The organism is Pseudomonas sp. A125, assembly GCF_055409485.1.
Map to the genome: position 1 here is coordinate 45,236 of NZ_JBUZVP010000018.1, position 23,481 is coordinate 68,716.

Below are 23,481 nucleotides of genomic sequence, written 5' to 3' on the forward strand. Positions count from 1 at the left end.
GTTTACGACGTGTGAGCGACGAATGGTCAGGCCGCCCTGCGCACGCACAGCCGGGTCAGTCGACCTGGCGCATGGCTTTATGGGTTTTGATGAAGTCCATCAGCGCCTCGCGGCTTGCGAAGCGCCGCTCATCGAGGTGCCAGCGGCTGACAAAATGACCTCTGGCATCCTGCTGCAACGTGGTGTGCACCAGTACGCTGTCGCGGTTTTTGTGGATGATTTCCATCCCGCCATCCAGGGTGCGACGAAGCAGGAAGTCGCCTTTGCGCCGCAGGCGTTGTTCAAGGCTGGGTGCGGGCGCGGGCACGGCGCCAAAAGGTAGCGGGGCGCCCGCGACTTCGACGCTTTTCTTGAAGTCGTAGCGCACCAGCGGCCATTGCTGTTCGCGCGTCATGGCCAGCACTGTTGCGGGTTCGCGCACAAAACCTGTGGCCGAACCCGAAGGCACATCGTCCAGCAGCACACTGATACCGTTGTTGAGGTCGGCAATGCCCGGTATGCCGCGATGGGTGTTCAGGTGCGTCTCACTGACCAGCGCGACCCATTTGTGAGCGCCGTATTGAAGCTGGTCCGCGCGTATGACCTGTGTCGCGAAATAGTTGAACATTGATGTCCGGGAGGCCGTCATGCCGTCAACCCGCACGCTGGCAATGCAGTCCAGGGCACGGACCCGCACCTTATGCTTGAGCGCCACCTGTACCACGCTGATGAAACTGTGGAGGCTGCCGGTGGGAACCCCATGGCTGTCGTCCAGCGCCTTGAGAAATGCCCACAATTCGTCGGGTATAAACCCCAGGCTGTTGGCAATGTCCAGGTCTGCCTGATGCAGGTCAGTGGTCAGTTGTTCCATGTAGAGCGTCTTGACCTGGCGCTGACTGTTCAGGTGCTCCATGTGCCGACTGAGGAAGGCTTTGCTCGACGTGACGCCATGAGCTTCGCCCATTACCAGGCCGTTGGCGGTTTCCAGCAGTTGCTCAATAACCTTTACCTCATCCATGGACGGATCGACGCTGGGCAACGCCACCCGTGGGGGCGGTGTTTGGTCGGCAAAAAACGCCTGGGCCTGGGCCTTGAGCTTTTTGCGGGTGTGGTCGAACGTGGCTTGTGCGGCCCTGCGGCTGCTGGTGAGCTCCTGGTAGGCGGTAGAGAAGAGCGCCTCGCGCGTGTCTATCGGCAGGGTGATGTCATGGTTGAACAAAGGCATGTGCTCCTGCGGCAGATCGAAGTCGCTGAAGTGTGTGGGCGCCTCGGCTGGAACAGGGCGTACGGCTGGCAACGGTTGTGAGCGTCCTGGCAATGGGCCCGGCTGCGGCGCTGGTTGCGCCGCGTGGCTCGCGGTGTGCAGCGACAACTTCAGGTCGCCCTTGGCCAAGGTATCGCCCGGGATGCCTCCCGCCACGTCGGCAAGCAATTGAGTGGGTTTGTCGAGGCCGTCTTCGACGCGCAGCGCGATGCTTTTTTGCAGATCGGCCAGGCCCAATGTGCCGCGATAAGTACTCATGCGCTTTTGATCTACCAAGGCTATCCAGCGCTTGCCCGGAGTCTTTTCCTGGTCGGCGTTGATGAGGGTATGGGCGTAGAAATTGGTCAGGGTATTTGGACGGATGGGCGCAGGACGCGAGTCGACCAGGCCCAGGGTGTTTTCCAGGTCATAGCAGGTCGAGGCGTTCAGCGACCGGATTTCAATACCGTGCTCCTGCGCGGTTTCCACCAGTTTCCAATAACCGTATAGCCCTTGCGGGTCACGGAGGGTTTCGCGGTCGATGGACTTGAGTTGTCGCTCGGCCTGCCTGGAAAAACCGCTGGAAATCCGCGAGTGGGTCTTTACGTGATGAATGTCGCGCCACAGGTGCTCAATGTAGATTGCGCTCACGTCCAGCTTGCGCAGGTGCTGCATATGCTCGATCAACACCTTTCGCGCCGCGAAGGAAAAGGCCGCCTCACCCACCACCAAATGTTGTGCATCGTCGAGCAACTGTGTGAGCAACTCGGGTAGGGCAATATCCGGGGCCAGGTTCAGCGTATCGGCGCGCATGATTTGGGGTGGGAGCCGGGCAAAAAAAGCATCGGCGTCGTCAGTGAGTGTCTTGACCAGCGCCAGGTGACGCTGGAGCGCCGGGGCGAGCTGCCTTCGCGAGATCCAGATGGAGTGGGTGTTGAGGTCTCCGTCCAGGTGGGCGACCTGCAGGAACAGCGCCGTTCGGTCTTCCGGTGGAATGATAGAGGCAACATTCCTGCGAAATTTGTCTGGTAACTCGTAAGGCGCTTCAAGCTTTTCGTACTTGGGCATGCCGCCCGTCACGCCGGAACGCTGCCACCCACCGTCCGCTGTTTTATTCACCAGTTTTCCGGTGGACTGCAATTGGCCGCTGGCGTCGTCAAAGCGAAACAGCAGGAACCGCCCGAGGCTGTCCGGGATCGGCGCGGCCCACAGGCGGTCGCCGGCATACAGCACGGGCTGCATGCCTTGGGGGGCGGGCGGTTGCGGTTGTAGCTGCTTGGCCAGCGTGATCGCCTGTTGATCCCCGGGCGCGCGAACAACATGGCGCAGCGGCGGGCGAACAAGCCTGGTGGAGGTCAGCAGCAGTGGGCGCAAATCAGTCAGCAACGCCCCACCGGCATTGAGCAATGCCCCCAGGTAATGGCCCAGCGCGTCGGCGGTTTGGTTGCGGTTATAGGCATGCAGCGCGAGCATCGAATCCTTGAACACCAGCAAGCCACCCAAGGCCAGGCTCAAGGCAGGAAACGGTGCGGTAAGGACCGCAATGGTGATTTCACCGATGACGCTGACCAGCGCCATGATCATCTGCAGGCGCCCGGTGGTGGTGTTTTTGACTTCATCGATGCGATGGCGCAGAGGCTTGTCGTAGCTGTGGTAATGCAGGTCTTTGAGTGGCCGTGCGGTGCGAGGCACTTCATCGAACACCGGTGTGGAATAAAGCCCCTTGCGCTGTGCCGGCAGCCCTGTCACCAGCGCCTGCAACCTGAGTTCGAACGCGGTGCGCTCGATGCTGGCTACCCGGCTGATGTAGTAGGTGTTCATGCCTTCGAGGTTTTTCAGGCGTTCGTTGAATTCCCTTTGTGGCCTGAAGGCGATGCCGTCCGGTGCGTTGGGGGTATAGAGCAGAGGCAGATCGTTGGCGTGACGGAACAGGTAGCAGCCATCGATCACTTGGCCGCTGATTTGCAGTGGGTAAAGGCGATAGCGATTGCGCACGCTGTCGCGGTTGTCGGCCAGGCTGTCGATGCTTTTTTCCAGCCAGGCCAGGTCGCTCCTCGCCAGGCAGCCTTTAAGGCAGCACTCCAGCGCGGCGATGTGCATATGGAGCTGGGTGACCTCCAGCGCCATGCTGCGGCGCCATCCGTAGTTGGCATCTTGAGTGTCCAGCAAGGTGTTCTCCACCTCGGCGACGTACCGGTCACCGATCCAGGTGCCCCTTACCGAGCGGCTCACCGTGTGTGCGGTGAGCTGGCTCAGGTCCACACCCGGCGGCCCCTTGAACTGTGCAGTGGTGCTTGCGGGGTTGATGAAACCCAGGCTGGCGTCGTAGCCATTGCGGTACAGCGTGGTGTAGCTAAGGCGCTCGCGAGGGGTAATCACGCCCACCAGGTTTGGGTCTACCGCGGGCGTCGGGTTGCCCAGCAGTTGATTGAGCGCGGTTTTTGCCGCCGTGTGCAGGTAGCTGTCAAAGTCGGGAAACTGTTGTGGGCTTCCCGGGCTTGAGCCATACGCCTGTGCGGCGCCGAGTGCCTGCTCCTTGAGGTCGGCGAGTTTCTGACGGTCGGCGGCCGAGGCCTGGATGAGCCAGTTGGGCATGAGGTGCAGGTATTCATCGGCCTGGATGGCCAGGGTCGTGGTACTCATCTCCAGCAGGCAGGCCGCATAGGTCGACGGGGCGCCGAAGCCGATCATCCGGTACTCGCGGTTGGCCGGGATGAAGCCCAAGGCGGAGAGCATCGCGCTGTATTTTGGCCGGATCCGGCTGACGATTTGCTCCAGCAAGTAGTCCTTCATGCTGCGCGAGCCAGGCACGGCCGACACGTCCTGGCTCCAGCCGATGATGTGCGCCTGCAACTCCCGCTCACTGTCAAACGCCTGGAATTGCTCGGCGCGCGGGGCATGCGCGGTGCACAACAGCAAGCGCTTGAGGGTGCCTGTCGCGTCGGTCTGGCGCAGGGCCCAGAGGTCTTTGAGCGGCGCCTTGTGCAGGAACAGGCAGCACGCGGTGAGCGTTTGCGATGGGCCTTCGCTCAGGGTCTGGAGTAGTGCGTAGTCGTCTGTGCTGATGTGGTTTTGCAACGATGCACTGTAGGCCAGCGCGTGCAGGCGGCTGTCGAGCATCTGCTGCATGGCTTCCTGCACTGCCGGCAAGCTATGCGCGCGTTGTTGTTCTTCGGCGAAGTTCAGGCTGGGCTGCACTTTGGCGAGCAGCTCGGCCAGGTAGGCCGGGGTAACGTCCTTGAACTCGGGCGGCAGCGGCTGGTGGGCGTACGTCAGCGAGGTGTGTTTGAAAAACTCGGAGCCCGCCAGCTCATCGCCACGGTGCAGGCCACGTACCGCCAGTTGCACCAAATTGTTTAGCTGGGGGTATGAGTTGCCTGATTTCAGGGTGCGCTCCGTGCTGATTTGCAGTTGCTCGGGAATCAGGCTCCGGATATCCAGGTCTTCATCCAGGTGTTCAAGCAATTGCAGGCGCGCCATGGCCTCGGGCGACACCGCCGGGCCCAGCAGCGCCAGTACGTGCAGGCTGAGGTGTTCGTAAGTGCGCAGGTGTTCGGCGAGGGTTTTGCGCTGTGCCTCACTGGCGCTGCGGTACCAGTCGGGGGTGGATTGGTGAAGCATTTTTTCGAGCAACAGTTGCGCGCGCAACTCCAGGCGGGACGTCAGGTCCCAGGGGAAGCCGCGCAGTGCCCGGTGCAGTTCGAGGGTCATTTGGGCAACACTCACGGGCGCCGGGTGAGCCTCCAGGCCCAGGGCAAAATCAATGTCCTGGCGCTGTTTTTCCTGCAGGGCGCTGTAGGTGTGTTCGGTCAGCGGGACGCTGTCGATCGGGCTTAACGCCAAGGGCCAGATACTGGCTGCCTGCAAACGCTGGTAGCGGCGCGGCAGGTGCTGCAACAGCTCCTGCCGCCAGGCCGCCTGGCCCATGCGCTCTCGCAACGTGCGGTCCAGATGCTTGAGCGAGGTGAAGCCCTCCAGGCCTCGGGATGGGGTGAACAGCAGCACATCGCCGTCTTCGGTATCCAGGTGGGCGGCCGCTGCCTGGCTGCGCGTGAGGACAAACGCCCCGGCGAACTCGATGGTTTGTTGGCGGTAGCGAAAGGTCAGGCGATGGATCCCCGGACGAAGCTCGGGGCCGCTGACGATATTCATCACCAACGAGAGGTCGCCGGGGTTGAGTAGGCGGTCGGCAACCTTCAACTTGACCTCGGCCTCCAGCATCGACTGATGGCTGTCCAGAATCCAGTTTTTGCGGACATGCCCGTTGGGGCGCCGCTTTATCTCGATGGCGGCCAGTTTGTCGTGGAGCGCGGTGCGGATGCGGGTGCGGTTCAACAGGCCCTGCGCGCCGTGGATCACCCAGTCGCGGGGCACGCTGTAATGGCCCTGTGTGCTCTGCACGGTCCAGCGGTTTTCTTCTGCCAGGGCCGCGTGCAATTCCTGCACCGCCTGCAACTCGGCAGAGGGCTGCGCGGCGGGCGCCTGGTCATTGGAGAAGACTTGCAAGCGATGACCGATTTGCAGCAGGTAGTTGTTGTGCTGTTGGAGGGTAAGCGGTGATGTGTTCGGGGGCTGGGTGGGCATGGCCGGTCCTCAGGGTTCAATGAACCCTGAGGGTGCGCAGTGTTGGGGGGACGATGGCGGTAGTTAGTTACTGGGGCTATTCGCCCCTTTGATCATTGCTCGACGAAGTAGTAAGGCTGGCGGTTGATCGCCATCTCCTTGACCACCGTCACCGGTACGTCCAGCCGGTCAGTATTGTCCACCACTGCCACGTTGCCGGGCTTGGCGGCGAGGTAGCTTTTGAGCTCTTGCGGCGTCTGCAGGATCGTCAAATAGGCCTGCATGTAAAACACCCCGGCGCCAGCGATTCGCTCATTCGCCTGGTACAGCACCACCTCTTTGCCTTGCGCCTGCATGGCCTGGATCGCACTGATCACCGGCACAAACGACTGGCGCACATCGGCCTTGGGCGCGAACCAGAAGGCGGCAACCAAGTAGCAGGCAACCACCACCGTGAAAAAGCCACCCACCAGGCCGCGGCGATGTTCATAAACATGCTCGGCCACGTGGGAGACCTGCCCACGACTTTTCAGCCAGCCCAACAGCACGCCGCCATACTCGGCAGCCAGCACCGCAGCGGCGGGTGTCAGCGCCATCAGGTAAACCGTGCGCTTGCTGGAGGCGAACGTCAGCAGGGTGAACTGCGCCACCAGCCACACGCTGAAAAACAGCCGGTAGCGGTTGCGTACCAGGCTTTTGCGAAAGTGCCACAGGCCCAGGTACACCAGGATGTTCCAGGGCAAAAAGGCTTCGGGCAATTTGGCGATGTAGTAATAGAACGGCTCGTAGTGGCCGGCTTCGACAAACGAGCCGCTGAAGCGCCCGACGCTGTTGGTCAGCAGCACTTCGCGTACCGCTTGCAGCCCGTCGCGCTGGTACAGGAACCCCAGCCAGATCATCAGCGGCACCAGCGCCAACAGGGTGAACAGCCCGGGTTTGATCCAGTCGCCCAGCTTGAATTGCTTATCCATCAGGCTGGTGCTGGCCAAATAAACGAAGATCACGATGCCCGGCATGGCCAGGCCCAGAACCCCTTTGCTCAAGGTGGCGATCACCATCCCGAGGGTGAACAGTAACCAGGTGCCCAGGTTGGAACTGTCGCGCTCCGACTCGGGGCGGTTGGCCTGATAGAACGCCAGCAGGGCCATGGTGACCCCGAGGGTGAGCAGCGAATCTTCACCCACGCCGCGCACGTTGCTCCAGTAACTGGCCATGGTCGCCAGCATCAGCGCCGCAACAAACGCCAGGGTCTTGGGCCGGCCAAATTTGCGCAACATCCCGTACAGCAGCATCACACTGAACAGCCCGGCAAACGCCGACGCCAGGCGCACCGCCCAGGTAGTGCCGCCAAACAGGCGAATCGCCCCGGCGTCGAGCCACAGGCTCAGTGGTGGTTTCTCCAGGAACGGTTCACGAAACAAGCGCGGCACCACCCAGTCGTTATCCAGGTGCATGGCCATGGCGATCCCGGCCACACGGGCCTCGGTCGAGCCTTGCAACTCGTGATTGCCAAGGGCAAAGAAAAACAACAGCGCAGCAAGCAGGAGCAGCAGAGGAGCGGAACGCGTCATGGATTCTGGCTACCGGGGCAGGGGACCGTTCGGGGGAGCAGTCCGGGCGATCGGCGAGTATACGAGTGTGATTCTTAATAATTCGTGAATGAATGTGAGGTTTTTGTAGGGTCAGGCATTTAAGGCAGCGCCAAGCCGACCTGACAGGCTCCGATCATGGCCTATAAGCACCTACCCGGATTGGCCTGCCGAGGTGGCCTGAAGTGGTTGGTTTGGAGCGGCATGCAAAACCTACCATTGCGCCGTCCCGAACCGGTTCCGGGTTCGGGCTTTCAGAAGGAACGTGCGATGAGTAATGAGCAGCAAGCCGTGACCGTTCGGGCGGTGCAACTTGAGGATTATCAGCAGTGGCTGCCGTTGTGGCTGGCCTATCAGGACTTCTATGAAGTGGCCCTGGAGGACGCGACGAGCCGTTTGACGTTCAAACGGTTTCTCGACCCGGACGAAAGTATGTTCGGCGCCGTCGCTGTTCAAAATGGCGAACTGGTGGGGTTCGTCAACGCCATCCTGCATCGTTCCACCTGGACGGCTACTGATTATTGCTACCTTGAGGACCTGTATGTGGCACCCACCGTCCGTGGCGGCGGGACCGGTAAAGCCCTGATTGAATGGGTACGCCACATCGCCCAACAGCACGACTGCTCACGCCTTTATTGGCACACCCACCAAACCAACAAACGAGCGCAAGCGCTCTACAATCGGGTCGCCCAGGATTCGGGCTTCATCGAGTATCGAATGCCCCTGTAGCGCGAGCCCCGCCGATATTGCCCATGGACATATCGGCGACGCGCAACAAAGATGGCAGGTTTGGCGCGTCGTATCTTCCATCCCAGGCTTGGCACATGACCCACAATTTCGAGTTGGACACCCTCAAGATCCGTCTCGCAGACCCTAAACTCGCCACGCTGGATTTGCGCGTGCGTGTGCAGCGAGTGCTGCGTCAATTGATTCTCGAAGGCGTGCTTGCGCCAGGCAGCCGCTTGCCGGCCACCCGGACGTTGTCGCGCTCCTTGGGCATCTCCCGGGACACGGTGGAAATCGCCTATGTCCAGCTGCAACTGGACGGCTATCTCAGCCGTCGTGAAGGCTCGGGCAGCTTTGTGTCCGAAAAGATCGGGCCGAGCCTACTAGGGGTGCGTCAACGTAAACCGGTGCCGATAAGCCTGTCCGGGGCACTCAGTGCCAGGGGCGCGCAGATTCTTGCCAGTGGCGGCGTCAACGATCAGCAAGTGGTAAAAGCCTTCGCCACCGGCCTGCCCGAAACACGCACATTCCCGACAGGCGTCTGGGAGCGATTGCAGCGACAAGTCCTGAAAGATTGCCGCGACAGCGTTCTATTGCACGGCGACCCCCAAGGCGCCGAGCCTTTGCGGGAAGCCATCGCGAGCTACTTGAACCTGGAACGCGGTGCCCGTGTGACGCCAGACCAGGTACTGGTGCTGTCCAGCACACGCCAGGCGCTCTACCTGTGTGCCCAGGTTCTGGTGGATGCCGGTCAGCCAATCCTCATGGAAGATCCCGGCTATTTTGGTGCGCGCAAGGCGTTTGAAATGGCCCAGCTGGAGGTCATACCGGTGCCGGTGGATGGCAACGGCCTGTGTGTGGATCAACTGTATGCCGACATCAGCGGTGCCAACACCGTGTACGTCACGCCCTCCCATCAATACCCAACCGGCGCCACACTTGCCTTGGAGCGCCGCCTTGAGCTGATTGCCTGGGCCGAACAACGCCAGGGCTGGATCATCGAGGACGACTACGACAGCCAGTTCCACTACGAAGGGCTGCCAACGGCCTGCGTGCAAGGCCTGGACCGATACCAGAGAACGATCTACCTGGGGACTTTCGCCAAGTCGCTGTATCCCGGGTTGCGTATGGGCTACATGGTGCTGCCGCCCGAACTGGTCAAGCCCATGACCTACGCGCGAAGCATTCTGGACGGCCACACACCGCAGATCGCCCAACTGACGTTGGCACGCTTTATAGACGACGGCCACTTCGGCGGCCATGTGCGCGCGATGCGCAAAATCTACGGGGCGCGCCGCGACGCGATGGCGCAGGCCGTGCAGCGGCATTTGAGTGGCGTTGTGACCGCGCGCCTGCCGCCGGGTGGCTTGCAAATGCCCTGCATCCTTGCCGAAGGCTGGTCGGAGCTTGCTACGATCAGGCAGGCTGCCAGAGTGGGTATTCAACTGCCGGGCCTCAGCCGCCTTTACGCCCAACCGCCCGCGGTGTGTGGCTGGTTATTGGGTTTCTCGGCGCTTACGCCCACTGAAATCGAGGCGGCTACGCGGCAGTTGGCCAAGGCTATTATCTAGCCAGTGGTCTGGTCGGGTGCGGGGGATTGGACTGAAAGGGCCATCCGCAGCGGTGTTAGCCTTTGAGCCCCCAACGACCTCAGGTAAGGAACGCCCCATGAGCCGATCGGACACAGGATTGCGTGTCGCCGACTTCATCTCTCCCAGCATCAGCGCGCTGATATCGGTAATCGTCAACTACGCCGGTACCTTCGTGCTGGTGTTCCAGGCCGCGCAACTGGCGCAACTCAGCGCGGCGCAAACGGCTTCCTGGATCTGGTCGGTCAGCATTGGCGTGGGCGTTACCGGCGCCTGGTTGAGTTACCGCTACCGCGAACCAATCGTCACCGCCTGGTCCACACCCGGTGTTGCTTTCCTGGCCACCGTCATGCCGTTCACCCCCTATGGCGAAGTGATCGGGGCCTACGTTATGTGTGCCATTGGCTTCATTGTGCTGGGCGTGTGCGGTGCCTTTGAACGGTTGGTTCGACTGATCCCCGGCGGCATCAGTGCCGGGTTGCTGGCGGGCATCCTGCTGCAGTTCGGCGTGGCGACGTTTGGGGGTGTAAGCGTCGAGCCGCTGCTGGTCATCACGCTGCTGGTGACGTATGCCGTGCTGCGACGCTTTACCTCCCGTTATGCGATGCTCGGCGTCCTGCTGGTTGGCATGTTACTGCTGGTCGGCGAGGAACGTATCGACCTGCAGAGTCTGCACTTGCAACTGGCTGTACCGGTGTTTGAAATGCCGCAATTCTCCATCGCCGCACTGCTGGGGGTGGCACTGCCATTGTTCGTGATCACACTGACCGGGCAGTACATTCCCGGGATGCTGGTGCTGCGCAATGACGGCTTCAAGACCAGCGCCAATCCGATCATCACCGCCACCGGGCTTGGTTCGCTGATCATGGCCCCGTTCGGTGCTCACGCCTTCAACGTGGCCGCGATCACCGCTGCCATCTGCACCGGCAAGGATACCCACCAGGACCCATCCAAACGCTACATCGCCGGGCTGGTGTGTGGCGGGCTCTATGTGACGGTCGGGATCTTTGGCGTCACGCTTGCGACATTGTTCATGATCCTGCCGCGCCCGTTTATCACCGCGCTGGCTGGCTTGGCGTTACTGGGTGCCATTGGTACGAGCTTGTCCAATGCAATGGCTGATACCCGCACACGGGAGACTGCGTTGATCACGTTTTTGGCAACGGCGGCGAATGTCACCTTGCTGGGAGTGGGAGGGGCTTTTTGGGGGCTGGTGGCAGGGTTGATGGTGCATGTGTTGATTCATGGCGGGCGCCGGGCACGGGTTAGCGCGGTTGGGTAGGCCAGCGGGATTGCCGGGAAAAAGGTGACGGATATTTTCGAGGAAAATAGCCGTTCACCTTTTTCTGACGTTATTGGCGCGTGCCCGCTGGATGGCCATTTTCAGTGTTGAGAGGTGGTCCTTCCCGCTGGTACTGACTCTGCCGTTGGCACAAGAATGTCCAGTGCGCGCGTCACCAGCAACTCACCCAGGACGCTCAATTGTTGAGTGGCCAAAAGCTTATGGCGAAAGGCGCCGTCAAACTCGAAAGCCAGGTCGGTAGTGAGCGCGTTCAGCGAGGCGAGGGTTTCGCAGGCTTGTACCAGAAGGGTTTCGGGGTCGATGTTTTGAGCGATGCAGAAGATGTCTGTGCTGGATTGGTTTGAACATGGAGGATTGGGAGTAATCTTTTTCATGGTGAAGCTCCTACACTGGTAAGAGGAGCTGCCATTCCCCTGCTGTCAAACAGGATTGGGTGGCAGCTGTACGCGGGTTGACAGACCGGAAGTGTAGGAACCCGGCGCACCCGAAGATGCCCCACGCACAGCCGCCATGAACGAAGCGGAATGCGCGAAGCATGCCGACTGATCAAGGGGAGTGAAAGGTTACACTTTTCGGCCTGTCAAAGCCGGTTGCTGATGAGCAGCAACCCGTGAAGGCTAACTTTGTGGTGTGGCTTGCGCTAGTTCATGCAGGGCGCGACGTCTTGCAGGAAAAATCCGAAGGGCCATTCGGCGGTGTATTTCCAGGAAACAGAAACAACAAAACCCGCATAAGGCGGGTTTTGGTGGTGCTTCGTATTTGGTGGGCCGGGGTAATCTGAATCGGTCTGTTATGCTATTGATTATTCTAAAAAATATTCGAGCGGTATTTTGATTGGAATACCAATTGGAATACTTCAGATGGCAATGCCATGACCCGCCGCTCGTAATCGAATTGACAATCTTGCTCGGCAGCCATGGTTTACGATTATTGTTTGTTAACTGCCTACCCGTTGATAGAGGTCCACAGATTTCTATCGAGGACGAAATAAATTTGTAGGTGGCGACCGTTATCCCGGAAGCGCAATTTCAAGTTTCGGTCTTTCCGCATCTTGTGCTTTTGCCTTGGCCGCTAAGATACGGTCTTTCATTATTCGCGCGACCGCTTCGAAAACAGGCACTGCTACGGAGTTGCCGAATTGACGGTAAGCTTGGGTGTCAGAGACAGGAATCACGAAGCTGCTCTCGCCCGGTTTGTCAAACCCCATCAAGCGGGCACATTCATGAGGAGTAAGGCGGCGCGGCCTATTCATATGATTAAGTTCGCCATGAAATTCAAGTTTTTCCGAGAATCCGCGATCAACAAGAATTTCGGAGCCATCCTTGTGGTAGCGGGCGGACAGCGTACGCGCCACACTGTTGGGGCCAGTCAGGCCGAACCCGAAGCCGTTACCCTTCTCCTTGTGTTTCTGAGCGTACTTATAGAGATACTCCCACAGCTTGGGCGTGAGGATGTACTTGCTGTCGACGTCCTCGTCTAGAAGATCGCCGAACGAAGGCCGTTGTGCTGGCTGGTGCTTGACTATGTCTTTGAGAGTGAAGCCCTCATGGACATTTAAATCGCGTCTGAAGCCTACCAGTACGATCCGCTCGCGGTGCTGAGGCAGAAATTTCATGGCATCAATCACCTTCGGATCGGCACCCTTAGGTGCGTTTACATCAGCCACTTCGTAGCCGAGCTCGTCCAGCGTCTCGCAGATGATCCGGAATGTGTTGCCCTTGTCGTGACTCTTAAGATTTTTCACGTTTTCGAGCAAAAACGCTGCTGGCCGCTTGGCCGCTATGATTCTGGCAACATCAAAGAAGAGCGTGCCTTGAGTTTCGCATTCGAACCCATGCTTGCGACCTAACGAATTCTTTTTCGAAACGCCTGCCAAGGAGAAAGGCTGGCAAGGAAAACCTGCCAGCAACACATCATGATCTGGTATTTCAATATCAATATTGCGATATGCCTCGTCCTCGCTGACGTCAGGCCGATCGGATAGTGTCACGGACCTGATATCCAAGTTGAAGCGATGGCGAGCTGGGTCGCAATAATGGTTGGCTTTGTAGGTCCGAACTGCGTACTTGTTCCATTCGGAGGTGAACAGGCACTCGCCGCCGATCGCCTCGAAGCCCTTTCGAATACCGCCGATTCCGGCAAACAAATCGATGAAAGTGAATGTGCGCTTGCCTTCGACCTTTCGAGGTAGCAGCTCACTGAGGCGCGCGTGCTCGACGTAGGAGAGTTTCGGAGATGCCTTACCCTTGTGCCAGCGGTTGATCGTCTCGCGACACCAGTGCCCAGGACTGGCTTCGTTGAGGGTCTCAGCCAAAAAGCCTTGGTCGTAGATGTCGAGCAGCTTCTTTAACAACGCTAGGTCGTTGTCGGCATGATTAGCGGGACGATTCGCCAATAAGCTCGGTGCATCTCCATAAGCGTTTTGTTCATTGTCAGCGAAATTCATATGAGCTCTTCTGGGTCAAATCTGTGACGAAATATCACTATAATATCCCTATGGCAGCTAATGTGAAGCGTTTTCTAAATTAGCTTGCAGGAGCAAAAAACGACTTGAAATTATCGTTTGGCTGTGTGCATGTACAGTGCTTTGCGGTGGCAGATTTTGTTTGCCGTTCTGGTACATGATCCAAGCTATTACCGAATCCAGCTCAACTGCTAGCTTGTCGGCATGTTTCTTGAACCTCGCAAAGCGAGAGTTACCGAACAGAGATCTTTCACGGTTACGGTTCAGATATGGACACTGTAGACACTGCAACTCGTTCTAGGATGATGTCCGCCATTCGCGGCAAGGACACTGTGCCAGAAATGGTAGTCAGGCGCTTTTTGCACGGTCGAGGTTACCGTTATCGCATCCATCGTAAGGACCTAGCCGGCAAGCCAGACATCGTGATCCCACGTCTGAAGGTCTGCATCTTTGTCCATGGCTGCTTCTGGCACCGGCACCCGGGCTGCCCTTACTCAACGGTCCCGAAGACGAGGCCAGAGTTTTGGGAGGAAAAATTCCAGAAAAATGTCGCAAGTGACCTCGCCAACATCAATAGCCTTGAGGCTGCCGGCTGGAATGTTCTGATTATCTGGGAGTGTCAATTGAAGAAGGAACCGGACACATTGGACCGGCTGGAGCGGAAACTTAGCCTGCTATCGTCCGATCAGGCACCCTCCTAAAAAAATGGTTGCGACATCGGACTAGGCTTGCTGGAACGGATGTTCATTAAAAGCCGATTGAGCGAGTTGTCCTGCAGCGTCAGAGTACAATTATACTGGCCCGAATTTTCGCTTGGTGCAGAAACTCGCCGGACTAGACGGTAGAAGCCCATGATAAAAGGATTTCGATGTGAACGATTTGATCAACGAGCCCGATGCTCCACGTTTGATTTTTGGTCTTAGGGATACTGGCTACAACGTTAGGACTGCGGCTGCGGACATCATCGACAATTCGATTGCCGCGAAGGCGGGGCAGATCAATGTCGAGATCACTCTCCGTGAAGACGGCCGAAAGTTTGTCTATTTCGGCGACAACGGCGAAGGTATGGATGCGCAGGGCATCCATCGGGCCATGCGCTACGGGGCTCCCGAGCGCGAGAATCCTGAGAGCCTCGGCAAGTTCGGGCTTGGTCTGAAGACGGCGTCAAGCTCCGTATGTCTCAAGTACACTCTGATTTCCCGCAAGAGTCCGGACCAGGAACTCGCAAAGCTTGCTTGGGATCTCGAGTATGTTGCCAAGCAGAAAAAGTGGGAAATGCTCAAGGAGCCAGTTACCTCAGACGAACAGGAGATGTTTGAAGAACTCTGCGGTGACAAGGGAACGCTCTTGATCTGGGAGAACTGTGACAGGATCCTGACGAAGGATTATGAGCCTGGCTCGGCTAAGGAACAGGCTGCGATCAAGCGGCTGGCAGAAAGCCTTGTCAAACATCTTTCGCTCGTTTACCACCGGTTCGTCGACTCGGCTGACGATAGGGAGCGCAACGTATCCATTTTCGTTAATCAAATCCCTGTCGATCCTTGGAATCCCTTCTATCCCTCCCGCTCAGAACAGGTCCTTGCCGAGACAAAGCAGAAGCTCCTAGTGGAAATGCCCGACGGCTCGGAAGAGATCGCGAATATTCGGGCGTGGATCCTGCCCCATCGCAGCGACATGACCAAAGATGAGGAAAAAGCCCATGCGCGGATCTCCAACCGCGCTCAGGGTTTCTACGTCTATCGAGAGGGGCGCTTGATTCAAGATGGCAGCTGGATGGACGTCTTCGGAGCTCCTGAACCGCATACTTCGCTGCTGCGGATCGAGTTCGACTTCGGCCACGAGCTTGATGATGCGTTCCGGATCGACGTAAAGAAATCCCGGATTCTTTTCCACCCCGACCTAGAGGACGGTCTGCGTGATCTACTGCAGCCAATCTACCGGGAAGCTGGGAAGCGTGCTCGAAGGCAAACTCGTGAGCAGACAAATGTTCGTCAGATCGACCACACCAGTGCGAACAAGAACATTGCGGATACAGGCAGTGCCAGTAAGGCTCAGGTGACATCCGTCGATCCTGCTGCCCAGTCGGCAGTCATCTCCAATAACATGGGTTCGAAGATCAAGCTCAAGCTTACTGTCCAAAGCAATGTGAGCGCGGACACGGTATATGTCGATGCGGTCGAAGACATCAATACTGGTGAGCTATGGCAGCCTGCCCTGCGTAGCGCAGGCGATAGCGGCCACATGCCGGCGGTACTGCTGAACAAACATCATGATTTCTACCAGAAGATATATAAGCGTGCCGCTGCCAACGGTTACGCGGTAGAGGGTATGGACCTGCTTCTATGGGCATTTGCCGCAGCAGAGCAAAACAATACGAACGAAGAGCTGGAACCGATCTTCGAGGACATCCGCAGCGAGATATCGAACAACCTGCGCAAGCTCCTACGCAATGTTCCTGATCCTGACCCTGCTGACTTGATGATTGAGGATGAAGACGCAGAATGATCGTAGGGAAGAAGGATCTGATTTTAAAGGAGCTGGAAGAGGGAACCGGGGCTGCGATCGCTGCCGCAGTCGACGTCAGCGGACTGCGATCGGGCCTGCGTATATGGTTCGGCGATCTTGACCAGAAGCACGGACCGGTTGCCGAGCTTAAGCCTTACGGCTTGAAAGGGCACAGCGTCGGTCTGTCGTTTGGTAGCTTCTCAGGAGAGATAATCGGACAAATCCGAAGGGCAGCTTCGGAGGATGTGCAGTTGGCGCGTGCTCTTGTCGCCTCGATCCGGTCAGATATTGCGGTGGAAATCGCTGGCCAAAACCTCGCCGACTGGGCTGTTACGTCTGGCTCTTTCCGGATGACTGCGCTAATCCGGAATCAGGACCATCCACACGATGACGTTGCGATCATCGCCATCTGTCGCGACGTGATAGTACCGATGATGGCCGCAATGGCCGAGCTCATCGGATATGACGTTATTGAGGAGGAGGTCAATGATGAAATTCCCTCATTTGAAGGCGCTATTCTTCAGTCAGTCGTGAAGCGAAGGGAGCGCAACCCGCGCAACAGGCTCTTGTGTATCCGCATTCACGGAGAACGTTGTATCGTTTGCGGACTCGAGCCCCGACGGGTCTACGGGGAGGCGGGGGCGATAATTGAAGTACACCATCTTGAGCCGCTTGCATCGCTTATCGAACCTCGCCCTTATGATCCACGTACCGATCTAGTTCCACTTTGTCCATCCTGTCATCGAGCGCTTCATACGAAGCGCCCAATTCCTTGGGATATTGAGGATTTAAAGCGGTTGAGGAGTGGCTGCAATGACTGAGCCTGCCGAATTCCCAGAGAGTTATGAGTCGCTGCGACAGAACATACCCGAAGGCTTGATGCTTTCGGAGCGATTGATCGACCCAGTAATGATCATCGGCCGGGCTGGGGACTGGATTGTTGCGCGACTTGGTGGGGTCCGCTTGCTGAGAGGAAATCGCTATGTGCATCTCGCGCCCAGCAATCGCCATGCATGGGTCATAGACGGTACGACGATTCGGCCTCTGCCGCGAGATGCAGTCATCCTTTTCGAAAAAATGCTGAATGGCTGTTCTCCCGATAGGCTTACCTATAGCCAAGCAATCAGCCTTATCCGCGGCGTGGATGCAAGTATGCAGGTCGAGGTCGAAGAGGGGTTTCTTCAGGCTGGTAGAGTCGCTGCTGAGGACCTAGATGGCGAAATGACTATTCAGGGGCTGACAGCTACCCTTTTTCCGTACCAATCGCGCGGCGTCAGTTGGATGTGGAACACCATTAGACATACCGGCGGATTGATCCTGGCCGACGAAATGGGGCTAGGGAAAACACTACAGATCATTGCGTTGTTGCTGATGGAACCGCCGAAAACCGATGCTCCTGCCTTGATAGTTTGCCCGACCAGCTTGATTGCCAACTGGGTGCGTGAATTTGAGCGCTTCGCGGCCGGGATGACAGTGATGGTTCATCGGGGGGCCAATAGAGCTGGAATTTACCGAGAGCTCCAACGGACAAGTGTGGTCATTACGACCTACGACACGATGGTTAATGACATTTCAATCTTTTCATCGTTTGAATGGTCATGGGTAATCTGCGATGAGGCACAAGCCATCAAGAACCCGGACTCGAATCGTAGAAGTGCAGTCGTATCGATCCCGCGCCGGCGAACCATTCCTATGACTGGCACTCCGGTTGAAAACAGTCTATTGGATCTGTGGTCACTCGCAGATTTTGCGATACCAGGTTTGTTGGGTTCGAGACGGGAATTTGAAGCAGCCTACTCGGACAGCCTCGAATCGGCACAAGCGATTGGGCACTTTACGGATCCGATCATTCTCAAACGCAGAGTGGTTGACGTGGCAGGTGACCTTCCCGCGCGAATTAATATCGATATTCCGTTAGAGCTGGATGATTTGCTCGCCGACCATTATTCCATGGTACGTGCGGCTACCTTGGCTAAGTACCCTGTGGCGGGAGCTTTGGTTGCAACGCTCCAACTGCAATTAGTTTGTGCGCATCCTTGGCTGCGGAAAGATGAAGAAGGTGACGACGAGGGCGAAGAGGCGAGCGTGCTCCGCTCAACTGGGTGTCCTCTCATGACTCCCAAAATGGAGCGTGTTGTGAGCCTGCTTCGTGAGGCATTCTGTAATGGACGAAAGGTCATTGTGTTTGCGCTCTTCAATCGGGTCGGGGGACTCTTGATGGAGGCGGTCCAGAGCCTCCCCAACACATATTGGGGAGCGATTAATGGTTCGACTCCTCAGCAAGACCGTCAGGCGATAATTGACGATTTTTCAAATCATGACGGGCCGGGATGTTTGGTATTGAACCCTAAAGCCGCAGGTGCCGGGTTGAATATCACCGCAGCCACAGTTGTAATCCATTTCACTCCAGTGTGGAACCCTGCATTGGAGGCCCAGGCAAGTGCGAGGGCCCACCGTCGTGGTCAGACACACCCAGTAACCATCTATCGTCTTTTCTACAAGGGTACAGTAGAGGAAGTGATGATTGACAGATCACTTTGGAAAAGTGAATTGGCAAATGAAAGTGTCCCTGTTTCGTCCAGAGATGCGGCCGACTTGAAGCGAGCCCTAGAGATAACTCCAGGAAGAATATGACTCATAGAACCTTTAGCAAGACACTTAGCGCAAATGACGTTGGCTCGACCGGAGGGCATCAGGGTGGCATTCTCATTCCGAAATCGGAAGGAGAGCTGCTAACTTTTCTGCCTCCGTTGGATGCGACTGTCAAGAATCCCGATGCATGGATCGATTGTGAAGACGAAATGGGGACTCTGCGAAAGTTTCGATTCGTTTACTACAATAATAAGTTACATGATGTCGGCGGAACCCGGAATGAGTATCGCATTACCTACATGACTAAATACTTTCGTGAAATTGGGGCTAAAGAAGGCGAGGAGCTGGAAATATCCAAGGGTGTGGCTTCGAGCACTTACAAAATTCGTGTGGTGCGCACAAATGTCCCCCAACAAGACGAACAAGAAGCTGACGTCGTTAGAATAAAAATCAAATCAGGCTGGAGGCGAGTCCATTAATGAAATAGCTGTTTTATTTGAGAGGCAGTAATAGCGTATGTCAACTGAGCTGGTCGAAGAATGGAGGTTGACGCTGACGATATTGGGCGAGGTGATTGTGCCTATCGTTTTGTATCAGTGATCTTCTGGCAAGGTTGCATGTTTCTATCAAGCTATCATTGATGGCCTTCACTTTTCGAAAAAACGTATTTGGGGTGGGCGCTTTCCCTCTCCCCGCGTTCGTCTTGAGTTAGGGCTAACTCGTAGGTCTCAAATGGGTAGGTCGCGGTTTTCCCGAGCCGATCTCGAAAGGCCCAGCAGAAACTACGTCGAGTACATGACCTTGATTGCCCTAATTTGCGCCACTTATCTGGCCAACTCAAGCTGTGAGCATCGCTACGCGCATTGGCGAGCATTTTTGAATAGTGATCTATTCCGCGCTCGCGGAATTTTTTGTTCTATCTATATGAAAAATATAAGATTTTAATTGAATGCTATATAAAGTTTAATCCTTCGAATTGTGTTTTTATACTGCGGTCTCCGGCTTCATTGCGATCCAATTGTCGGCCTGTCCTAGGCATGAAAAATTTTTTGTTACGCATCCGCAGTCAGTCGGCAGCGATTTTCCAGCACTCCCTCTTGAAATGCTGTCGATTTGGCATCATATGGTAGGGGCAGAGTCTCTAGGCGGTTGCTATGGTGAGCCTCGGTGATTACCCCCCAATATTTGAATTTCAGAAGGATTGGAATGCGATGTCGAATCGACCTATTGTGCTGAACCCCGCTTGTATCAAGACCCTTTCTGCGGTGGAGGCCCGCCCAGAGCGTTCAAACCAGCATGAGTTTAATGGCGTGGCTGCGCTCAAGGACGTGCTAGGAACCAATCGGTCAGAGTTGAATGTCCACTTCTCTGTGAGGGGGGAAAACATCGGCGCTCAAGCTAATGTTACCTGGTACGATGCTCGTGAGGACCACCCTACTCGCTCCGAGCATCGTCTCTACTTCCAAAAAAATGAAGTAATGGATCAAGCGCAAGAAGGTGACAACGTCATCATCGGCTACGATGGGCAGCGCACTCTTCACTGTATTCTCATTCGCACTGGCAGTAGCGAGCACCGTCCTGGGATCGGCCAGTGGGAAACATATTAAGAGTGATTTTATGGCTGTGAGGGAGGGGTAGTAGCGCACATGCTTGTGTCGAGTATTTGCATCCGAGCAGCCTCGGCTTCAGATTAAGTGCCGCACTGGAGGATCTGCTTGGCGGCTCCTCCAAGGCTCAGATATGATTAGCACTTCGTTCCTTGGCTGCATGTGCTGCCAGTTGCTCAAGTGCATACTGGACTGCATACGGAGCTGGTCGATAGGTAGCTGACTCTTGATCGCTCAAGTAGTAACGCATAACTCGATCAGTGATACCTAGTGCGGTCGCTGCTGCTTCTTGGGTGACGCGCGCGATCTCCAGAAGTTCACGTAGATAGACTGGTGAAGGATTGTGTAAGGAGGCGTCCGGTCTTTGAGGGTGCTTATCTTCATTTCGGTATTCGGGATGCACGCTAAGGCTCCTCAATAAGGTATTCCTCTTTATCAGTAGGTTTCAGCGAGCTTTACTTCTGTTCTCCTCAATGGCTGCTGCGTTCTAGGTAGTTGCAAAGTAATACTCGTCATCCGCGTGCGGATCGAACTCAGGTCGAGCGATGCGACCTTGATCCAATAGGTATTGGATTATGTCGCGCACTTCCAGCCAGCCATCGGATTCGATGATATTAAGATCTTCTATGGCTTTGCTAATTTCTCTCCAACCAGTATTTTTTGGCTTGATGACGGTCAGTAATGTATTCAGAACCAGTTGCTGGCGCTCGTCTTGATTCATTTCAGTCAAGGGTTCCACCTCGTCGGTTGATTTCATTACGCTCGCACTTGCATCGACGCGGTAGTCACGAATGAATTCGTAAGCCTCTTCGCGGCTCATATCGCCCTTGATAATCTCCACGCGATCACGCATCGGCTTGTCATAGTGAACAACAGTCACATCATATTTGCCGCCGCCGACTTGGACAGAAATATTCACCCCCGTACGTTCACGAGCCTCTAAGACGATGTTCTGTTCTACTCGCATTTGAACTTCGGCATCAGTAACGACATCCCACTCTGGCCGTTCAAAAATGTCTGGGTACACACGATGTTTGGTCGTGAAGTAGCGCTTGGACATCTCGATGCAATTTTCACGATTGCAATTTGGCGTTTTAATCACATAGAGAAACGGTGTTTCCAGGTTCTTTTCGCGCCAGTTGTTGCATTTACGGAAGCTGGAAAACTTGACTGTTTGAAATAGCTCTCCGTTATAGAAAATCTCGAAATCCAGAAGTGTTGCAGCAGGCTTGACTGTTTTTTTGACGCTCATATCGTCCTGCTCCGTCGTTGTGTGTACCACTGCGTTACCTTAATATCATTTTAGGAACAATGTTCCTGATTGGCAAGGGTGTGCGTGCGTGGCATTCCGATATGTAAGAGCGTCGTCCCGCTCAATGCATTAATCAACAGGTCGTCGGGTACTATCCTGTCGCCTGCGTTGAGGGCTGTCCTATGATCTAAAACCCCACGGGGCTCTGCGGAGTCTCAGGCTCCCCGAATAGTGCCCAACGCATTTCTTTTTCCGTCGACTCTTCAGCAAAATCATTTTTTCGAAAGGATGTCATGTATGTGGTTTCCGATCCTGTCAGGGTGATGGGGTTTAGGAGAAGACGCTGCATTCTATCGGGCCCGCAAAAGCCGCTAGATAACGACAACCGCTAGTTGTGCCGGACGCTTTCATCTGAATGCTGCACTTATTGACACTCATGCTTGTGTTGTCGTGGCTTCACATTTACGCTTTGCTCCGTCGCGGTCAATCCCGCGACCGGGTGTCGCAACCTGAATCGAAACCAAGGCGCGGTATGTGCCATATCGCACAGTCAGCACTTCAAGTGCTAGCTGCTGCTTTTCTATGGCGCACCGTGCAGGGCAGGCTTCGGCCTGGCCGGGTTCCTTGGTTTCCGGTTTGCGACCCCTGTACGGTGTGCCACCCATTCGTGTCGCAACGGTGGATGGCATTCCTTAATCAAACCAAGGAGATAAGGAAAATGGCATGTCCCCCTTTTAAGCTCGTGCGCCACCCCCGCCTAAATGGTTCAGGCTGCAAACTATCTCGGAGGATTCCGTGATGTTTGATCTTTCGCTTCTCATCGGACTCCCCAAACCCAACAGCATCGATACTTCAGTGCTTACCCCTGAAGATGCTGCGATTAAACTGCGGCAGGCTGCCACTCTCCGGCTTAACGGAGCCCAGAGTATTCTGCTTCATTTTCCGCAAGACGTTGAGCTGGCAGTAGAGCTGTTGGATGACGCGGCGGTGTTGTACGACAGGGCGTTCCGGAATCTGACTGGCATCCCAGCTCAAAGCGTCCATCAACAGATCCATGAATATGTCTCTGTCCCGTCAGTTGAAGGGGCTCCCGCGATCCAGACTCCGTGGGGCGATGAGTTCGCTCCGGTAATCAAGGAGGGCGTTCGTTGCGCAGAGACTTGGCTTGAGGGCTCATCATTACCGTTATGGTGGGCGCTGTCTCAGAACCGAAAGCGTCATCGTCCAGGTGATCCACAAGAGGCATTTGAAGCAGGTTTTTTGCTGCGGTTGCAGCAGACGCTGATCATGCGACGTGAGGCCGTCACTTCCCAATCAACCCGTTTCGACGCCTGAGTTTGTAATTGACGTTTGAGATTTGCTTTTCCCGCCAAACCCTCCGATCAAGCGATCTTTGATCGCGCCGATCGGAGGGTTCACTTGCTTTTTCTCGAAGCCGCCGCGTTCCACCCTCCATGCTCAAATTTAATTCACACCACGCCTACTATCACCATCAGTATTTCCCCCCGATTTCCATCGAGCGCAACGTTATTCAGTGTGTGTGTCCGAATCTTTTCGTTGGGCATGGATGTAGGTGTGGCGACAGCGGCGACAGCGGCGACAACCCACGTATAATGTGATCTGGGGCATGGCGACAGAAGTGGCGACAGTCGCCACTTTCTCAGCGCATTGGCTGTGACGCTTGACCACCTTTTCGAGTGGGTATAAAAATTGGTGCACGGATCGCTGTCGTTGACAGCACCTGCCCAGGTAGCCAGAACCTTTAAGGCTAAGCCCCTCGCGTGGTGGTTCTCCCAAAGTGCGATTAGCATCCGGCGGCTCGCACGGTCACTCCCCAAGAGTGATGGATGCCTACTCCACTTATCTGTCCACTGCGACAGACGATGGACCTTCCTCGCTGCACTGCAGCAACCTCATCTCTCGGCACACTTCGCTGCGCCAGATTGCGCCCGTCTCTTTCTCCTGGAAAGAGACGGGCGCTCTTACCACTGCTGCAAGCCACGTCGCAAAAGGCATTGCCGCATCTCTCCTCGTGACAATCGGCCTGACAAATCCGATTCGTCGCAATC

General features: G+C 56.3%; 16 protein-coding genes. 10 read left to right on the forward strand and 6 right to left on the reverse strand.

Translation table 11 applies throughout. From position 1 onward, the window contains the following. Positions 1–55: 55 nt before the first annotated feature. Together ACZRN6_RS22980 and ACZRN6_RS22985 are read right to left on the reverse strand one after the other, a co-directional pair. Complete coding sequence (locus ACZRN6_RS22980; RefSeq protein WP_464008910.1) at positions 56–5,806, reverse strand: membrane-targeted effector domain-containing toxin; 5,751 nt, start codon at positions 5,804–5,806, stop codon at positions 56–58. 92 nt (positions 5,807–5,898) lie between these two features. Beyond that, positions 5,899–7,356 (reverse strand): ArnT family glycosyltransferase, encoded by a 1,458-nt coding sequence (locus ACZRN6_RS22985; RefSeq protein ID WP_322143147.1) that lies wholly within the window; start codon positions 7,354–7,356, stop codon positions 5,899–5,901. A 156-nt stretch (positions 7,357–7,512) separates the two neighbouring features. Here ACZRN6_RS22985 and ACZRN6_RS22990 point away from each other — a divergent pair, with 156 nt between their 5' ends. The 3 genes from ACZRN6_RS22990 (at position 7,513) to ACZRN6_RS23000 (ending at position 10,971) form a co-directional block, all read left to right on the forward strand. Further along, on the forward strand, positions 7,513–8,103 hold the full coding sequence (locus tag ACZRN6_RS22990) for an N-acetyltransferase family protein (RefSeq protein WP_464008911.1): 591 nt from the start codon (positions 7,513–7,515) through the stop codon (positions 8,101–8,103). 95 nt (positions 8,104–8,198) lie between these two features. Beyond that, the gene (gene pdxR, locus ACZRN6_RS22995; RefSeq protein ID WP_464008912.1) at positions 8,199–9,671 is read left to right on the forward strand and encodes a MocR-like pyridoxine biosynthesis transcription factor PdxR; all 1,473 of its coding nucleotides are present in this window, start codon (positions 8,199–8,201) and stop codon (positions 9,669–9,671) included. A gap of 97 nt (positions 9,672–9,768) precedes the next feature. After that, the gene (locus ACZRN6_RS23000; RefSeq protein ID WP_464008913.1) at positions 9,769–10,971 is read left to right on the forward strand and encodes a benzoate/H(+) symporter BenE family transporter; all 1,203 of its coding nucleotides are present in this window, start codon (positions 9,769–9,771) and stop codon (positions 10,969–10,971) included. A 101-nt stretch (positions 10,972–11,072) separates the two neighbouring features. On the opposite strand, the gene ACZRN6_RS23005 is transcribed toward ACZRN6_RS23000, so the two are convergent. Both ACZRN6_RS23005 and dcm read right to left on the reverse strand, forming a co-directional pair. Then, positions 11,073–11,366 carry a DUF6124 family protein gene (locus ACZRN6_RS23005; protein ID WP_464008914.1) on the reverse strand — a complete coding sequence of 98 codons (294 nt, stop codon included), beginning with the start codon at positions 11,364–11,366 and terminating at the stop codon, positions 11,073–11,075. A 635-nt stretch (positions 11,367–12,001) separates the two neighbouring features. Next, positions 12,002–13,438, reverse strand: coding sequence for a DNA (cytosine-5-)-methyltransferase (gene dcm, locus ACZRN6_RS23010; protein ID WP_464008915.1), 1,437 nt, complete (start codon positions 13,436–13,438; stop codon positions 12,002–12,004). 287 nt (positions 13,439–13,725) lie between these two features. Between dcm and ACZRN6_RS23015 the strand changes: the two genes are divergently transcribed. The 6 genes from ACZRN6_RS23015 to ACZRN6_RS23040 all read left to right on the forward strand — a co-directional run bounded on the left by ACZRN6_RS23015 (position 13,726) and on the right by ACZRN6_RS23040 (position 20,160). After that, positions 13,726–14,157, forward strand: coding sequence for a very short patch repair endonuclease (locus ACZRN6_RS23015; protein WP_464008916.1), 432 nt, complete (start codon positions 13,726–13,728; stop codon positions 14,155–14,157). 169 nt (positions 14,158–14,326) lie between these two features. Continuing rightward, the gene (locus tag ACZRN6_RS23020) at positions 14,327–15,961 is read left to right on the forward strand and encodes an ATP-binding protein (protein WP_198809800.1); all 1,635 of its coding nucleotides are present in this window, start codon (positions 14,327–14,329) and stop codon (positions 15,959–15,961) included. Further along, positions 15,958–16,782, forward strand: a complete 825-nt coding sequence (locus tag ACZRN6_RS23025) for an HNH endonuclease (protein ID WP_464008917.1) — start codon at positions 15,958–15,960, stop codon at positions 16,780–16,782. The genes ACZRN6_RS23020 and ACZRN6_RS23025 overlap by 4 nt, the downstream gene beginning before the upstream one ends. After that, complete coding sequence (locus tag ACZRN6_RS23030) at positions 16,775–18,595, forward strand: DEAD/DEAH box helicase (RefSeq protein ID WP_464008918.1); 1,821 nt, start codon at positions 16,775–16,777, stop codon at positions 18,593–18,595. Before ACZRN6_RS23025 ends, ACZRN6_RS23030 begins: the two co-directional genes overlap by 8 nt. Further along, entirely contained in the window at positions 18,592–19,032 is a 441-nt protein-coding gene (locus tag ACZRN6_RS23035; RefSeq protein ID WP_078739171.1) for an EcoRII N-terminal effector-binding domain-containing protein, read from the forward strand. The genes ACZRN6_RS23030 and ACZRN6_RS23035 overlap by 4 nt, the downstream gene beginning before the upstream one ends. Before the next feature lie 732 nt (positions 19,033–19,764). Continuing rightward, positions 19,765–20,160: a type II restriction endonuclease gene (locus ACZRN6_RS23040; protein WP_078739368.1), complete on the forward strand. Its 396-nt coding sequence runs from the start codon at positions 19,765–19,767 to the stop codon at positions 20,158–20,160. A gap of 127 nt (positions 20,161–20,287) precedes the next feature. Here ACZRN6_RS23040 and ACZRN6_RS23045 read toward each other — a convergent pair whose 3' ends face one another. Both ACZRN6_RS23045 and ACZRN6_RS23050 read right to left on the reverse strand, forming a co-directional pair. Then, positions 20,288–20,563 carry a hypothetical protein gene (locus tag ACZRN6_RS23045; protein ID WP_078739170.1) on the reverse strand — a complete coding sequence of 92 codons (276 nt, stop codon included), beginning with the start codon at positions 20,561–20,563 and terminating at the stop codon, positions 20,288–20,290. A gap of 84 nt (positions 20,564–20,647) precedes the next feature. Next, positions 20,648–21,412 carry a hypothetical protein gene (locus ACZRN6_RS23050; RefSeq protein WP_464008919.1) on the reverse strand — a complete coding sequence of 255 codons (765 nt, stop codon included), beginning with the start codon at positions 21,410–21,412 and terminating at the stop codon, positions 20,648–20,650. Positions 21,413–22,210: 798 nt separating this feature from the next. Here ACZRN6_RS23050 and ACZRN6_RS23055 point away from each other — a divergent pair. After that, positions 22,211–22,747, forward strand: coding sequence for a LasR-specific antiactivator QslA (locus tag ACZRN6_RS23055; protein WP_065950575.1), 537 nt, complete (start codon positions 22,211–22,213; stop codon positions 22,745–22,747). The last annotated feature ends 734 nt before the right edge of the window (positions 22,748–23,481 follow it).

Excerpts from the sequence above, each read along its gene's own strand:
- pdxR (WP_464008912.1), top strand. The coding sequence starts at position 8,199 with ATGACCCACAATTTCGAGTTGGACACCCTCAAGATCCGTCTCGCAGAC.
- ACZRN6_RS22990 (WP_464008911.1), top strand. The coding sequence starts at position 7,513 with ATGGCCTATAAGCACCTACCCGGATTGGCCTGCCGAGGTGGCCTGAAG.
- ACZRN6_RS22985 (WP_322143147.1), bottom strand. The coding sequence starts at position 7,356 with ATGACGCGTTCCGCTCCTCTGCTGCTCCTGCTTGCTGCGCTGTTGTTT.
- ACZRN6_RS23055 (WP_065950575.1), top strand. The coding sequence starts at position 22,211 with ATGTTTGATCTTTCGCTTCTCATCGGACTCCCCAAACCCAACAGCATC.
- ACZRN6_RS23015 (WP_464008916.1), top strand. The coding sequence starts at position 13,726 with ATGGACACTGTAGACACTGCAACTCGTTCTAGGATGATGTCCGCCATT.
- ACZRN6_RS23050 (WP_464008919.1), bottom strand. The coding sequence starts at position 21,412 with ATGAGCGTCAAAAAAACAGTCAAGCCTGCTGCAACACTTCTGGATTTC.
- ACZRN6_RS23040 (WP_078739368.1), top strand. The coding sequence starts at position 19,765 with ATGTCGAATCGACCTATTGTGCTGAACCCCGCTTGTATCAAGACCCTT.
- ACZRN6_RS22980 (WP_464008910.1), bottom strand. The coding sequence starts at position 5,806 with ATGCCCACCCAGCCCCCGAACACATCACCGCTTACCCTCCAACAGCAC.
- ACZRN6_RS23035 (WP_078739171.1), top strand. The coding sequence starts at position 18,592 with ATGACTCATAGAACCTTTAGCAAGACACTTAGCGCAAATGACGTTGGC.
- dcm (WP_464008915.1), bottom strand. The coding sequence starts at position 13,438 with ATGAATTTCGCTGACAATGAACAAAACGCTTATGGAGATGCACCGAGC.
- ACZRN6_RS23005 (WP_464008914.1), bottom strand. The coding sequence starts at position 11,366 with ATGAAAAAGATTACTCCCAATCCTCCATGTTCAAACCAATCCAGCACA.
- ACZRN6_RS23025 (WP_464008917.1), top strand. The coding sequence starts at position 15,958 with ATGATCGTAGGGAAGAAGGATCTGATTTTAAAGGAGCTGGAAGAGGGA.
- ACZRN6_RS23030 (WP_464008918.1), top strand. The coding sequence starts at position 16,775 with ATGACTGAGCCTGCCGAATTCCCAGAGAGTTATGAGTCGCTGCGACAG.
- ACZRN6_RS23000 (WP_464008913.1), top strand. The coding sequence starts at position 9,769 with ATGAGCCGATCGGACACAGGATTGCGTGTCGCCGACTTCATCTCTCCC.